The following is a 12,725-nucleotide window of genomic DNA, read 5'->3' on the forward strand; positions in this document are numbered from 1 at the left end:
CCAGCCTACAGTTTCACCCGCAGCAAATCGCTGAGCCGGGTGGTGTAGGCTGGCGACAGCATCTGCCGCTTCATCTCCCAGCTGCGCTCTATCCCCTGCCCGGCAAACCAGAGCCGGCCTTTTTCACGTCGGTTAACAGAATCAAGAACCATCATCAGCCGTTCGCTATTCGCGCGCGGCCGATAGTCGTCAAACAGGCCTAACTGCGCCACCCCCTGGCTAAAGAAATCGCCCAGCATCACGCCGCACTTTTGATATCGGTATCCCTCTCGCCAGATGGCGTCCAGGCATTTTAGCGCCGCCGCGATGATATCCCGGCTATCCTGGGTCGGGATGTGGATTTCCGTGCCGGCATCATTGCCGTAATAGACTTCATGACCCGCAAACGGACTGGTCTTCACAAAAACGGAAACATAGCGGCAGAACTGATGCTCCGCGCGCAGCTTCTCGGCGGCACGGACCGCATGGCTGCATACGGCTTCGCGTATCGACTCGTATTCGCTCACCTTCTGACTGAATGAACGCGAGCAGATAATTTGCTGTTTAGTCGGCATATACTCTTCCTGCTCAAGGCAGGGCTCGCCTCTCAGCTCCCGCACGGTGCGCTCCATCACGACGCTGAAATGTTTTCTGATAAGCGAAGCGGGCGTCTCGGCCAGCTGAAGCGCCGTGTTGATCCCCATCTCATTGAGCTTTTTCGCGATGCGGCGCCCTACTCCCCAGACCTCGCCGACGACCACCTTCTCCAGCAGCTTTTTCTGCCTGACCGGTGAGGAGAGATCGACCACGCCCTCGAATTTTGGCCACCTTTTGGCCGCATAATTAGCCAGTTTAGCCAGCGTTTTCGTCGGCCCGATCCCCACCCCCACCGTCAGGCCGGTACACTGGAGTAATGTACTACGCACATGGCGACCAAATGACTCAAGCTCCTCAGAACGATGGATCCCGGTCAAATTCACGAACGCTTCATCAATAGAATATTGATAAACCGCGGGGGCCAGCTCTTCGAGAATTGTCATGACCCGACGGGACATATCGCCATATAGGGCATAGTTGCTGCTAAACACCGCCACCTGATGGCGCTCAAACTGTGATTTCACTTTGAAATAGGGTGCGCCCATTGGAATCTCCAGCCGTTTAGCCTCGTGATTCCTGGCGATGACGCAGCCATCGTTGTTGCTCAACACCACCACCGGACGCCCGCGTAAATCAGGGCGAAAGGCCGTTTCACAGCTGGCATAAAATGAATTCACATCGACCAGGGCAAACATCAGCGGAGCCTGTTGATACTGAAAGTAACGACACCAAAAATCTCCAGCGCCTCACCGTCGTTGTGCAGCACAATGGGTGGAAAATCCGGATTCATCGGCAAGAGTTGCATGATGGGGTGCGTACAGAGGCGTTTAACCGTGTACTCGCCGCCGACGGAGGCGATGATGATATCACCATGCTTCGCTTTCAGGCCGCGGTCCACCACCAGCAGCGTGCCTTCATAAATGCCGGCATCAACCATTGACGTGCCCGTCGCCATGACAAAATAGGTCGCCGCGGGATGGCTGATACAAAGCTCATTGAGATCGATCCCCTTCTCAATGTAATCCTGCGCGGGGCTGGGAAAGCCGCAGGGAACAAGGTCGCTAAACAGCGGAATCGACACGATCTTTCGCCATTCAACCGGTTGATAAAACATCATATTAGATTCACCCGTGATAATACTGTATTTATATACAGTATCAATAGTTCATCCGAGTTTTTCAAGTCGCCCGTCAGAGATTGATGCGAAGACGTTGAAGTTGCGCTGAATTTTGCATCCGGGTTTGCATAGGGCGCCTTCCCCGTACGTATTACAGATGGTTTTGTACTGCATGCTGGAAATTTCCGCTAATTGGGAGGAGGATAGAATCCGTTGATGCGTACTTTGCTTATAGCCTGTTGTGGTCCACCCGACATACTGAACCGGAGATTCATATGTATTACACGTTAGGAGACAAAACTCTCCACTTTTATCGCTATCAGTGCCGCTTTTATGTCGCTCATTGGGACGGAGGGCACGTGATGACGGAGAAGTTCAAGCCGTTTATTGCCTCAATCACCGAGAAAACCGGCATTGAGGCAAAGAACGTTGAGGCGGCGGCGCGGGACTACTTCAATAACGTCGACTGATATTGTACGCCATACCATCGCTATCAGCTTATTCGCATAGCGATGGTAACGATGGGCGATCGGCAGAAAGCGCAAAAAAGCCGTGTCACGCGATCGTAAAACAAAGCCTGTAGGATAAGCCCGGACGCCACCAGCGCTAAAACGAGGTGAAGAGATGGGAACAGTTAAAGCCAGCAATCTGGAACAGGCAAAGCAGCTTCTGCAGTCCGGCGACGCCATTAAACTCGAACTGGATTTCGAGCTCGACTCTGATGAATTTTTTAATTTTGCTATCGAGTACTGTACGAATGGAGCGAAGCTTACGCGAGCCGGCGATCGCTTCCTGATTTCACGTAAAAAAAAGTAGCCTGAGCGTTATCCCCGCCATTCACAGCATCACAGGGGCATTCGTTTTTAGCGCCTGTGATGCTCGCCAGCAGAATAAAAATATCCGTATAAATTAACCTGGAATATTGATACATCGCGCATTTTCGTTGCCGAGGGAGGAATAATGTAGCTGCGGTATCTTACCGAGGGTTAAACCGTGAAAAAACTATTAATATGCTGTTTGTTTGGCGAAACGGCAGGGATTATTGCTCGTAGAATGCAAAAAATTGCTGACGATCGGCAACTGGATTTATTAATCAGCGCCGTTGGGGTTGAAAACTTCTTTAGCGTCGCTCCGGCTTATGATGCCGTGCTGGTTGCCCCGCATATCCAGTATAAGGTCGAGCAATTCACTCGCGCAACGCATGCACCACAAAACATTGCCGTTATTGAAAGCTTGCCCTATGCCTCATTTGATGGTGAGAAGATCCTTAACTTCGCCCTGAATACGCTGCTGTAATCTCTTTGCTGCCCGGCCAAAAGAACCCGCGACAGCACGGGTTCTTTGGAGATGAATTATCTGAACGGCGCGTCAAGAGGTACTTCGGCGTCAGGTTCATGGGTAATGCGGTTACGAAGATCGCGACGAATCATCTCAATGGCCCAGAACCAAAAAATATGCCCCAGCAATTCCGAAATATACTCATCGGCAGGAATATTCAATAAAGAAGGCGTCAGCCCCAGTAGCGGAAATGAGATCCAGTGAACGGCGATAGTGGCGACAATCCCCGCCCATGCTCCCTGCCATAATTTCACTTTCGGAAAGACTTCCGCGACGACACAATAGCCAACGGCAAACACCAGCGAGAATATAATATGTGTGACCATCACCGGATTGATGATGTGTTCGGAGAAAGTATATACCGTATGCGTTGGGTCAATTCCCAGATAGTCGCGTAAGAAAAGATAAGGCGGGTTAAACTCATCTCTGCCGCCGGAGAAAGTACGCGGCGGTAATGGAACTTCAGCCCCCCATTTAACAAACGCCGACATAATTCCGGCAATCACCCCGACAAATAGCGCTACGCCATAACGACGTCGGGCGGGTGTTGTTTGTATAAAGAAATCCTTAATCGCCATAAAAATCACCATTAATTTATTACATTTATTTTCCCTGTGTCATATTTAAGGGCATTGGCGATTATCAACATTGATCGCGATCACATTTTTCTCAGGTGCCATGACGACCCATTATATACTGTCATTATGACCATAGGTCTACTACCAGCAGATAAAGAGCCACTTTTATTCAAAGGAGGCTCCTTCCGGGACGATGCTTTTATTGCCCAAAACGGTAACTGATGCCCGCCATCATGGAGCTAACGTCGCTGCTCACGCCAATTTGATTTTCGTTACCCACATTGTTGACCCACTGGTACTCCAGACGTCCCGACCATCTGTCATTAAAGGCATATTCGGTACCGAAAGCCAGTACCGGGCGCACGCCGGTATCAAATCGATTTTTTCCATTCACATCGGATTCCGCGCGATAGCCCATCAGCCCTGCCCGGCCGTAAAGATCCCAGTCGCTGGTCAGGCTATAGCTGGCCTTCAACGAAAGCTGTAGCCCCTGACTTTTCATTTGCGAACCGGATGCGCCATGGCGACCATTAATGCCCATATTGCCTAAATAGTCATAGCCACCTTCAACCGCCAGCCAGGGGTTAATCTGATAGCCGGTAAACACACCGCCGCCGACGTTATCGCGGTCGACATCGACTTGCCGATCGGTGCTGGAATCGCCGTAGTGCGACCAGCCAAATTTAGATCCCGCGTACCAGGTTCCTGTCTCCGCAGCAGCAAAAGCGGCCGTCGCCGTAAAAGCATGAGCAATAATTAACGTAATAAGCGTCTTTTTCATAATCATCTCGTTGTCGACCCGTTGTCGAATAAATGTCATCGTCAAAAATTAAGTGGGCCTACAATAAAATATTAACGCCGCGCTGATAATCGTTTTCTTATTTAATTTTGGACAACCCGCCAGACTTAAAACCGCTCGGGTAATTTATTCACGCCAATCAAATACCCCCCGCGTTTAAACGTAATATAGTTACCACTTTTTAACGCCGATAATACGTTTAATACACTGCTACGTGATAAGTGGGTACGCTCCTGAATATAATCCAGAATAGATATGCGCATCCGCGTCTCTTCGGGAAGCTGCCCCATCTCCTGCAAATGGTTGCGAATAACGGCGTAGGTCCGCTGCTGGACGACTAATGCATCACGATAGAAAAGATAAGCCGTGTGGTACGACAACAATGAGGCGACATCTTCCCAGACGCCATGCTGGCGAAAGGTTTCCATCGCCTTTTGCGCATCAACGCGCAGTATTGTCGACTCGGTTTCCGCCCGCAGCTGATGGCCGCGTACCGGCTGGATCATCTCGGCAATACCAAACAGATGCGGGTGGTAAACCGTGACAATCAGCAGACCGTCCGAGGCTCTGAGGATAGAAAGCTCTCCGTTGAGGAAAAGGTACAGCTGCGGTTGATTTTTATGCGTCCAGGTCATACGTTTTCGCGGCACGACGATCATTTTTTCGGCTATTGGCGTCAGGAGCGCCGTTAAACGCTGGATACTCTCTTCCGGGCGGACGGGCGGTAGGATATGCATAGAAATACCTGATTAGTTCTGGTTTAAAAATTATAGAACGCAACAAGATTTCCGTAAGAATTGCGTGACTACGCATTTACTCACATCTGCAAAGACAAGAAAAGTCCGGCCTGATTTAAATTTAAACAAACTAAAAAGCTGCCCGCAGGCAGCCCGATCGAAATGGTAATAACGCTTACGATTCAGATATCAAAGGCCCTTTTCGAGGGCCCGATCTTACTTCCGTAACTCAAGGGATGCTGAGTTTCTGGAAATATGCGCTGCGATATTATCGAATGTAATCATCGCGGATTTACAAAAAATGCATTTCGCGCCAAACGGATTTTTTTCAGAAACATCGTAGGTGGATGTTCTGTACTGCGACCCATGACAGCATGGGCATCTGAAATGAATGTGGTCAATCATGATGTTAGCCTCTTTTTGCTACAACATTCTCTACCGCAGGGACATTTAGCCATATTTCACAGAAAACGCCTTCCCGGCTTTTCTGTAACAGCGTGAAAACGCTGCTCTGAATGGTTGAGAATAACAATGACATCATTGTCATTACTGCTTATAGATACCTCTGAAGCGCACTTCAGACTGAATTCTATTACTGCACCAGCGATTTTTTAATGTTGTTCATTTCTTAGTTTGCCCTAGGGCACGTAATGTTCGGTAGATTTCAATAAAATAATCTTGTGCTATTGGGATAACGCTATCTCTTATGCACTTTTGCACGCTAAACGGAAGATTCCGGGCCTACCCCTTCTCTATCGCCGTTTGCCGGTTTGTGAACCTGTCTACTCGGGTTTAGACCGTCATCGTTGTCGCAGGTTCAAAAAACTTTAAAATTATTCGCTTCACAGAGCTTAATTAATCACGATAGGGAGAGTCTAAAGAAGGATTATCTATGGATAACGCTTGAGATGAGAACTGCTTCACTAAACCGTTTATTACTGGATCTGTGTAGTAAATCGACCTGCTATTAATCACATAGATGACGATCGATAGCAAGCTTTATTTTCAGCGCTACCGCGAACGGATGGTCATAGCATAAAGACGTTTCCGCGGCCCTCGCCGGCTGGGCGCAGATAAAAAAGCCATGCCGCGAAATTAGGCCTCCTCGGCCGCCTGCTGCAAAACCACTTTGCTCCAGGCATAAAACGCGCGAACCGCAGGAGGAAGGTACCTATTTTGCGGATAAACCAGCGAAAGCGGTAAAGCACAAGAGACGTTATCCAGACAGGCAACCAGCTCGCCGCTGCGCAGGTACGGCCTGGCCAGATAGCTGGCGACGCGGATTAACCCAAGTCCTTGTATTGCGGCCTGTATGTAGGCGTCCGTATCATCGACGACCAGGGTCTCTTTCATGCGGATCGCGTAATCCTCCTCAGCAAGCGTGAAAAACCACTCGATGGTTCTGCCGGTGCGGTGATCCAGATAGCCAACAGCGCGATGCCTTTCCAGATCATCGAGCGTTTCCGGCTGACCATAAGCGGCAATATAGGCCGGAGAGGCCAGAACCCGCCATGAAAAGTTGGCGAGCGGCCGGGCAACCAGGGTCGTTGAATCGTCGATCCTGCCCGCGCGGATCGCGCAGTCATACCCTTCCTGAATGATGTCCTCCACGCTATCGCTTGAGCAAAGTATCAGCTCCAGACCAGGATGCTGCTGCAGAAAGGCCGGGAGCCTGGGGATAATACTCTGCCGCGCAAGGGACTGCGGCATGCCGACTTTGAAACGGCCTCTGGGCTGCGCGGACCGCCCGGGGAAAGAGGACTCCAGCGTGGCGATCTCAGCCAGAAGCCTTTTGCACTCGGCATAATAGTGGCGGCCGTCAGGCGTAACGCTAAGCTTGCGGGTCGTACGCTGTAAAAGCTGAATCCCCAGGTATGCTTCAAGCGTCTTAATCACCCGCGACACCGTAGAGCGCGGCAGCCCAAGCGCCTCCGCCGCTCTGGCGAAACTATGCGTATCCACCACACACATATAGATCTGCATTGATTCCAGCTTATCCATCTTTCCCCGTAAGGCATCTCGTGATTATTCCATTTCTACGAACAGTCTAACTTATCCCCGCGTACTTATCGAATCAGGCTCGTCGGCCTAAGCTTCCTCCAAAGCTCGTAATACCGTGATTAAATGAATAAGGAGTCAAAATGGAAGAGCATAATGTCGCTACTGATGAAAAAGTATTGGTGCTGGGAGCGGGACAACTCGGGACCGCCGTGCTCGACTCGCTGGTGCCGGCGGTCATTCAACGGAATGGCGCTGTCAGCGTTATCGTGTCGCCCGGCTCGTGGGATGCGCGGGGAAAACTGCGCTCCGCGGCTCATCAAAAACTGGCCGACAGGGGGGCGGAATTTATCGCCGTCGACGTTGCATCCAGTACGCCAGCCTCGCTAAAAGACCTCTTTGCGAATTTTGCTACCATCATCAACTGTATGGGATTTGTCGCTGGAGCGGGTACGCAGATAAAAATTACCCAGGCGGCGCTGGAGGCCAGGGTGAAACGCTATTTTCCCTGGCAGTTTGGGGTGAATTACGATGCAGTCGGAAAAGGTAGCGGCCAACCCGTGTGGGACGAGCAGTATGACGTCAGAACGTTATTACGCGCTCAGACCGCCACGGAATGGGTGATTATTTCAACCGGCATGTTTACCAGTTTTCTTTTCGAGCCGGCGTTCGATGTGGTCAATTTATCCCAAAATACCCTCAATGCGCTCGGGGGATGGGATACGCAAATCACCGTGACGTCACCTGCGGATATTGGCCGCCTGACCACCGCCATTTATTTGTTTGAACCCCGATTAATCAATGAAGTGGTCTTTGTCGCCGGAGAAACGACCTCTTATGGAAAACTGGCGGACACCGTTGAGCGCGTAACAAAGCGAACCTTTACCCGGCAGGTATTTACCCTGCCCACGCTACTGGAACAGCTGCGTATGAAGCCGGACGATCGGATGCTTCGCTATCGCGTCGCCTTCGCACGCGGAGATGGGATGTGGTGGCCGATGAGTGAAACCTGGAATGTACAAAATAATATTCCAACCCAGGATATTGAATCCTGGCTTAGAAGCGTTATTTAACCCATTTTCTTTCACAGGACATCATTGCGATGAGAATGGCTATCATCAGCGCGAAAGCCATCCTCATAGTATTAAGTGCGAGCGAGGCTCTTTTGCCCCGCTCTCAGTCCACGGTTAAGGCATCGACCACTTCTGCTACGCTTTTGACGCTGTGGATGTTGCCGATCCCCGTGCCGAGCGAGATATAGCCTTCATCAGCGTTGCCTTCCAGCATGCCGATACGCAAACCGCGTAATCCCCCCATGGCTTCGCCGAGCGCCTCGCGGCTGGCGCCGGCTTTATCCATCGACACCAGTTTTTCGGCCAGCCTGCCCGGCAGCGAGCGATAGTAATGCGGCAGCGTGCGGAAAAGCCGCAAATCAAGGCCATTGGCGGCAATAATTCTATTTTTGACCGAGGCTGGCACTCTGCTTTCTTCCGTCGCGATAAAAACCGAACCGGCAAATATCCCTTCCGCGCCGAGCGCGTGCGCTGCTCTGGCGGTACGATGGTCGGTAATACCGCCCGCGGCCATCACCGGAATGCGCTTCACCGCATCGGCAATCAGCGGCACAATTGAAAAGGTTCCCAGCGCGGTGCCCGGCAATGTCCCTCCTTCATCAAAGCCGGTCGCGACGATGATATCGGCGCCAGCGGCTTCAGCAAGGCGGGTATTTTCAGGCGTCGGATTGATATCACGGTAAATAACAGCAATACCCGCCTCTTTTAATTCGTTGAACAGCGCCGGTATGAGCGCCCCTTCGCCGTAACCGGTATACACCACGGCCCTGACGCCCTCTTCTTTTATCACCTGCAGAATAGGCGGGGTCCAGATATCATTTTCAGGCGTTGGGATCAGGTTCACGCCGAAAGGCTTTTCGGTCAGCCGTTTGGTTTTGCGGATCTCTTCGCGCATTTTTTCAGCGGTTTCTTCCGGCGTGGAAACCGCGGTCTCAGCGGTTAAACCGGCATTGGGCCCCAGCACGCCAAGCCCGCCGGCATTGCTGACGGCGGCGACTAAACGGGCATCGGTCAGCCACGATAGCGGCCCCTGAATCACCGGTTTTTCTATATTCAGGATCTGACAGATACGGTTATTTTTCATGGTGCAATATCCTTCACAATAGCGCTATGGCGCAGTTCATTTTCTTCGTGGAAGGAGTGTAGGCCGTTACATTATTTAGAAAAATAGCCAAAAAAGTTCATCACTATTATAAAATCAGTAACAATAAAATCTCCCGATGTGGGCAAAAGAAGCCAGCTATGCAAATAAATCTCTTTGAATCGATTCGCATTTTTATTGAAATTGTCGAGGCGGGCAGTTTTACTCAGGCGGCGGAGCACCTGCAGATTCATCGTCCCGCCGTTACGAAAGCCTTGCAGCTGCTTGAGCAGCACTGCGGCACGCGTTTGCTGCAGCGAACAACGCGTCGTATTAACCTGACGCCTGACGGGGAAGCGTTTTACCGTCAGAGCAAACCTTTGCTCTCCCAGGCGGATGCGTTGCTGGAATCGTTTAGTACAGACCGGGTATTGCACGGCCAGCTGCGAGTCGACATGCCTGTCGCTTTTGCGACGTTATTGGTCGTTCCCCATCTGCCTGATTTTTATCGTCAGCATCCTGGCGTCGAAATCATCCTCAGTAGCTCAGACCGTCGTCAGGATATGCTGCGCGATGGGCTTGACTGCCTGCTGCGGGTGGGAGAACTGGACGACGGGGACTATATCGCCCGCAAGTTGGGCAGCATCAAAATGACGACCTGCGCCAGCCCGGCCTATATTGCAAGCCACGGCGCGCCGCAAACGCTGGAGGATTTGCAGGATCATCAGGCTATCAACTGGGTGAACAGCAGCAGCCGGCAAATTATGCCGTGGACCTTTGCGACGCCAGAAGGTATCGCCGAAATGACGCTTCCCGGTAAGCTGGTCATCGATAACTCTGAAACCTATTTATCGGCAGGCCTGGCGGGGCTGGGATTAGTCCAGGGGATGAACCTTTTTTTACAGCCTTATCTCGACCGCGGCCTTTTGGTGGAAGTCTTACCCGACAATCCCTCCCCCGATCGCAAACTGTCACTCTTGTACCCACACCGCCATCTCTCACGCAAAGTGCGGGCGTTTACCGAGTGGCTAGAGAGCTTATTACAAAAGGCGCGATGCGACGTTAAACAGTAACGGTAGCGCCTGTCATCAACCAGAAGGTGCCCCCGGAGAAGGTTAGGCCCCTCAGGATTGACGGCTTAAATTCTCAGGGTATCAATCACCGCCCGCAGCGCGGGCGACACGTTGCGATGGGGATAATAGAGAAAAGAGCCTTCCAGCCGCTGGCTGTAGCGTTGCAAAACTCTGATAAGCGCGCCTCGCTCTAAGTCGTCGGCGACCAGCTCCTGCGGGACATAAGCCAGACCCAGACCCAACCTGGCGGCTTTTGCCTCCATATAGCTATCAGCAAAGGCCCACTGCCCCTGCGGACGGTGGGTGATTTTTTTACCGTCCTGATCGAGCTCCCAGGCGTACAGGCTGCCGTCGCCAAACTGATAGGCAATGCAGGGATGAATCACTAAATCCGCGGGCGTTTGCGGAAAGCCGTAGCGGCGAAAATGCTCGGGCGTGCCGACAACAACCATCTCCATATCGGGCGAAATGCGCACCGCCACCATGCCGCCGCCGACTTCCGGCCCCAGACGCACCCCGGCATCAAACCGCTCCGCGATAATATCGACAAACCGGCTTTCGCTGATCAGTTCCAGGCGGATATCAGGATAGCGTTGTTTAAAGACCGCCAGCTTCGGCAGCAGCACTTTATCAATGGCGTGCTGGCTGGCATTGATACGGACGGTACCGGACGGGGTATGGCGATAATACGCCAGCGTGGATAGCCCCGAGTCTAACGCATCAAAGCCGGATTCGACGGTTCGATAGAGCTGCTCGCCCGCCTGGGTGAGCGAAAGTTTGCGGGTGGTACGCACCAGAAGCTGCACGCCCAGCCGCTCTTCCAGTTCACGAACGGAACGGCTGACGCCGGATTGCGCCAGTCCAAGCCGCTGCGCCGCGGCGGTAAAACTGCCCTCCCGCACCACCAGCATAAACAGGTACAGATCGTTATAGTTTTCCCGTTTCGCCATCGTTTCCTTCTCGCCATTCATAACAATATGATATCAATCTTAGCATTATTCACCCTCTAATCAGCACCATTACTGCTAACTATAATCGGCGCATGGCAACAAAACACCGCAGCGTTGCCCGTATGCAACCTGTACCTGGAACCTGTTTTAGGGGAAATATTGATGAAAGCATTCGCCAGAAAACTGACGGCCGCCATGCCTGCCATGCTGCTATGCGCATCATTCAGTGGAGTCACTACCATGAGCTATGCCGATACCATTCATCCAAACGCGCCCGTTTCGATGGTCGAAAAATGGGACAAAACCTTCGCGGAAAGCGCGAAAGTCGATCACCGTAAGGTGAGCTTCCCGAACCGCTACGGAATCACCCTGGTCGGCGATCTCTACATTCCAAAAGATCGCGGCGAGCGTAAGCTGGCGGCGATCGCAGTCAGCGGTCCCTTCGGCGCGGTGAAAGAGCAGTCCAGCGGTCTCTATGCGCAGACCCTGGCGGAACAGGGTTTTGTCACCCTGGCCTTCGATCCTTCTTATACGGGCGAAAGCGGCGGCTATCCGCGTAACGTTGCCTCTGCGGATATCAACACCGAAGATTTCAGCGCGGCGGTCGATTTCTTAGGTCTGCAAAGCGAGGTGGACCGCAACCGTATCGGGCTGCTCGGCATTTGCGGCTGGGGCGGCATGGCGCTAAACGACGCCGCGATGGATACCCGCGTGAAAGCGGTGGCCACCAGCGTCATGTACGACATGAGCCGCGCGATGGGCCATGGCGTTGGCGACGGTAAAGATCGCTATACCACCGCCGATCGCCGCGCCGTATTGCGCTACCTCAACGAACAGCGCTGGAAGGATGCGGAAAACGGCGCCTACGCGCCGGGCGGACATGATATTTACGTCGATGAGAAAGGCAACGCCAGCGCGGGCGATCGTATCTTGCCAGAAACCTTACCCGCCAACCCGAACACGGTTTTGAAAGAGTTTTTTGACTATTACCGGATGCCGCGCGGTTTCCACGCCCGCTCCGTCAACTCAACCGGCGCGTGGAATGCGACCATGCCGCTGTCGTTTATGAATATGCCGCTGCTGAGCTATGCCAATGAAGTCACCATCCCGACGCTGATCGTGACAGGCGAAAAAGCGCATTCCCGCTATTTTGCCGAAGACGCCTTTAAGGCCATCGGCAGCAAAGAGAAAGAGCTGATAATCGTCCCCGGCGCGAACCATGTCGATCTCTATGACAATGCGGCCGGTAAAATTCCGTTTGCCAAATTTGAACAGTTTTTCAAAACCAGCCTGAGATAACGACCGAAAGCCGTCCGATATTCGCGGGCGGCGTTCCATCGCCCGCGCTTTACCTTTATCCACGTTTTCATCAATAGCGTCTGATCCGGCCGCGCCTGAAGCGGGC

General features: G+C 52.4%; 15 protein-coding genes. 6 read left to right on the plus strand and 9 right to left on the minus strand.

All coding sequences use genetic code 11. The annotated features are described in order from the left end of the window. Positions 1 to 5: 5 nt before the first annotated feature. Entirely contained in the window at positions 6 to 1,271 is a 1,266-nt protein-coding gene (gene umuC, locus ACE3MN_RS14695; protein WP_102650179.1) for a translesion error-prone DNA polymerase V subunit UmuC, read from the minus strand. Next, positions 1,271 to 1,693: a translesion error-prone DNA polymerase V autoproteolytic subunit gene (gene umuD / locus ACE3MN_RS14700; protein ID WP_004139203.1), complete on the minus strand. Its 423-nt coding sequence runs from the start codon at positions 1,691 to 1,693 to the stop codon at positions 1,271 to 1,273. Before umuD ends, umuC begins: the two co-directional genes overlap by 1 nt. Positions 1,694 to 1,968: 275 nt before the next feature. Here umuD and ACE3MN_RS14705 point away from each other — a divergent pair, with 275 nt between their 5' ends. The 3 genes from ACE3MN_RS14705 to ACE3MN_RS14715 all read left to right on the plus strand — a co-directional run bounded on the left by ACE3MN_RS14705 (position 1,969) and on the right by ACE3MN_RS14715 (position 2,989). Next, on the plus strand, positions 1,969 to 2,163 hold the full coding sequence (locus tag ACE3MN_RS14705; RefSeq protein WP_014229113.1) for a hypothetical protein: 195 nt from the start codon (positions 1,969 to 1,971) through the stop codon (positions 2,161 to 2,163). 154 nt (positions 2,164 to 2,317) lie between these two features. Next, positions 2,318 to 2,509 (plus strand): hypothetical protein, encoded by a 192-nt coding sequence (locus ACE3MN_RS14710; protein ID WP_004139207.1) that lies wholly within the window; start codon positions 2,318 to 2,320, stop codon positions 2,507 to 2,509. A gap of 177 nt (positions 2,510 to 2,686) precedes the next feature. Next, complete coding sequence (locus ACE3MN_RS14715; protein ID WP_049090295.1) at positions 2,687 to 2,989, plus strand: PTS sugar transporter subunit IIB; 303 nt, start codon at positions 2,687 to 2,689, stop codon at positions 2,987 to 2,989. 56 nt (positions 2,990 to 3,045) lie between these two features. On the opposite strand, the gene ACE3MN_RS14720 is transcribed toward ACE3MN_RS14715, so the two are convergent. The 5 genes from ACE3MN_RS14720 to ACE3MN_RS14740 form a co-directional block, all read right to left on the minus strand. Continuing rightward, complete coding sequence (locus tag ACE3MN_RS14720; protein ID WP_024358370.1) at positions 3,046 to 3,609, minus strand: DUF1440 domain-containing protein; 564 nt, start codon at positions 3,607 to 3,609, stop codon at positions 3,046 to 3,048. A 199-nt stretch (positions 3,610 to 3,808) separates the two neighbouring features. Continuing rightward, positions 3,809 to 4,390: an outer membrane beta-barrel protein gene (locus ACE3MN_RS14725; RefSeq protein WP_024358371.1), complete on the minus strand. Its 582-nt coding sequence runs from the start codon at positions 4,388 to 4,390 to the stop codon at positions 3,809 to 3,811. A gap of 125 nt (positions 4,391 to 4,515) precedes the next feature. Further along, positions 4,516 to 5,145, minus strand: a complete 630-nt coding sequence (locus tag ACE3MN_RS14730; protein WP_004139219.1) for a winged helix-turn-helix transcriptional regulator — start codon at positions 5,143 to 5,145, stop codon at positions 4,516 to 4,518. Positions 5,146 to 5,361: 216 nt separating this feature from the next. Then, positions 5,362 to 5,550: a cold-shock protein gene (locus tag ACE3MN_RS14735; RefSeq protein ID WP_071830654.1), complete on the minus strand. Its 189-nt coding sequence runs from the start codon at positions 5,548 to 5,550 to the stop codon at positions 5,362 to 5,364. A gap of 690 nt (positions 5,551 to 6,240) precedes the next feature. Beyond that, on the minus strand, positions 6,241 to 7,146 hold the full coding sequence (locus ACE3MN_RS14740; protein WP_101867896.1) for a LysR family transcriptional regulator: 906 nt from the start codon (positions 7,144 to 7,146) through the stop codon (positions 6,241 to 6,243). Positions 7,147 to 7,286: 140 nt separating this feature from the next. Here ACE3MN_RS14740 and ACE3MN_RS14745 point away from each other — a divergent pair, with 140 nt between their 5' ends. After that, positions 7,287 to 8,216 carry an aromatic alcohol reductase gene (locus ACE3MN_RS14745; protein ID WP_098363359.1) on the plus strand — a complete coding sequence of 310 codons (930 nt, stop codon included), beginning with the start codon at positions 7,287 to 7,289 and terminating at the stop codon, positions 8,214 to 8,216. Between the two features lie 103 nt (positions 8,217 to 8,319). Here ACE3MN_RS14745 and ACE3MN_RS14750 read toward each other — a convergent pair whose 3' ends face one another. Continuing rightward, complete coding sequence (locus ACE3MN_RS14750) at positions 8,320 to 9,300, minus strand: NAD(P)H-dependent flavin oxidoreductase (protein WP_004139226.1); 981 nt, start codon at positions 9,298 to 9,300, stop codon at positions 8,320 to 8,322. Positions 9,301 to 9,458: 158 nt separating this feature from the next. Between ACE3MN_RS14750 and ACE3MN_RS14755 the strand changes: the two genes are divergently transcribed. After that, on the plus strand, positions 9,459 to 10,370 hold the full coding sequence (locus ACE3MN_RS14755; protein ID WP_004139229.1) for a LysR family transcriptional regulator: 912 nt from the start codon (positions 9,459 to 9,461) through the stop codon (positions 10,368 to 10,370). 65 nt (positions 10,371 to 10,435) lie between these two features. On the opposite strand, the gene ACE3MN_RS14760 is transcribed toward ACE3MN_RS14755, so the two are convergent. Next, positions 10,436 to 11,320, minus strand: a complete 885-nt coding sequence (locus ACE3MN_RS14760; protein ID WP_004139230.1) for a LysR family transcriptional regulator — start codon at positions 11,318 to 11,320, stop codon at positions 10,436 to 10,438. Positions 11,321 to 11,482: 162 nt separating this feature from the next. On the opposite strand from ACE3MN_RS14760, the gene ACE3MN_RS14765 reads away from it, so the two are divergent. Next, positions 11,483 to 12,619, plus strand: a complete 1,137-nt coding sequence (locus tag ACE3MN_RS14765) for an alpha/beta hydrolase (protein WP_074192157.1) — start codon at positions 11,483 to 11,485, stop codon at positions 12,617 to 12,619. Positions 12,620 to 12,725 lie beyond the last annotated feature (106 nt).

The organism is Klebsiella grimontii (genome assembly GCF_042137965.1).
Taxonomy (GTDB): Bacteria; Pseudomonadota; Gammaproteobacteria; order Enterobacterales; family Enterobacteriaceae; genus Klebsiella; species Klebsiella grimontii.

Bases quoted from the DNA above. Each gene is read 5' to 3' on its own strand.
- ACE3MN_RS14710 (WP_004139207.1), top strand. From the start codon at position 2,318: ATGGGAACAGTTAAAGCCAGCAATCTGGAACAGGCAAAGCAGCTTCTG.
- ACE3MN_RS14740 (WP_101867896.1), bottom strand. From the start codon at position 7,146: ATGGATAAGCTGGAATCAATGCAGATCTATATGTGTGTGGTGGATACG.
- ACE3MN_RS14705 (WP_014229113.1), top strand. From the start codon at position 1,969: ATGTATTACACGTTAGGAGACAAAACTCTCCACTTTTATCGCTATCAG.
- ACE3MN_RS14760 (WP_004139230.1), bottom strand. From the start codon at position 11,320: ATGGCGAAACGGGAAAACTATAACGATCTGTACCTGTTTATGCTGGTG.
- ACE3MN_RS14725 (WP_024358371.1), bottom strand. From the start codon at position 4,390: ATGAAAAAGACGCTTATTACGTTAATTATTGCTCATGCTTTTACGGCG.
- ACE3MN_RS14765 (WP_074192157.1), top strand. From the start codon at position 11,483: ATGAAAGCATTCGCCAGAAAACTGACGGCCGCCATGCCTGCCATGCTG.
- ACE3MN_RS14720 (WP_024358370.1), bottom strand. From the start codon at position 3,609: ATGGCGATTAAGGATTTCTTTATACAAACAACACCCGCCCGACGTCGT.
- umuC (WP_102650179.1), bottom strand. From the start codon at position 1,271: ATGTTTGCCCTGGTCGATGTGAATTCATTTTATGCCAGCTGTGAAACG.
- ACE3MN_RS14750 (WP_004139226.1), bottom strand. From the start codon at position 9,300: ATGAAAAATAACCGTATCTGTCAGATCCTGAATATAGAAAAACCGGTG.
- ACE3MN_RS14745 (WP_098363359.1), top strand. From the start codon at position 7,287: ATGGAAGAGCATAATGTCGCTACTGATGAAAAAGTATTGGTGCTGGGA.
- ACE3MN_RS14730 (WP_004139219.1), bottom strand. From the start codon at position 5,145: ATGCATATCCTACCGCCCGTCCGCCCGGAAGAGAGTATCCAGCGTTTA.
- umuD (WP_004139203.1), bottom strand. From the start codon at position 1,693: ATGATGTTTTATCAACCGGTTGAATGGCGAAAGATCGTGTCGATTCCG.
- ACE3MN_RS14735 (WP_071830654.1), bottom strand. From the start codon at position 5,550: ATGATTGACCACATTCATTTCAGATGCCCATGCTGTCATGGGTCGCAG.
- ACE3MN_RS14755 (WP_004139229.1), top strand. From the start codon at position 9,459: ATGCAAATAAATCTCTTTGAATCGATTCGCATTTTTATTGAAATTGTC.